Annotated in this window: 1 pseudogene; it reads left to right on the forward strand. The window is 30.9% G+C overall.

What is annotated here, in order from left to right:
* Positions 1-210: pseudogene (locus V6251_RS15315) on the forward strand (type I phosphomannose isomerase catalytic subunit); the annotation flags it as partial.
* Positions 211-291: the final 81 nt, after the last annotated feature.

A 291-nucleotide genomic window follows, 5' to 3' on the forward strand; every position in this document is an offset into this window, starting at 1 on the left:
TACGACAACTTGGACTCTTTTGTAATATTTATGTGTGTGGAAGGTACAGTAGAAGTTACCATAGGTGCTGAACATGAAACTTTAAAAATGGGAGAAACCATTCTAATTCCAGCTAAAGCAAATGCAGTGGTTTTTAATTCTACTAACGCTAAACTATTAGAGGTATATATTGATGAAAGCTCAGTAAATAATATACAACACGCATCTTAGTTGTAGTTTTAATAGCTAAACACAAAGCAATTACTATATTTGTGCGCATCAAATAATATTAAATATGAGCGTTTTACAAAT

This window comes from Olleya sp. Ti.3.14, from assembly GCF_038154885.1.
Classification (GTDB): Bacteria; Bacteroidota; Bacteroidia; order Flavobacteriales; family Flavobacteriaceae; genus Olleya.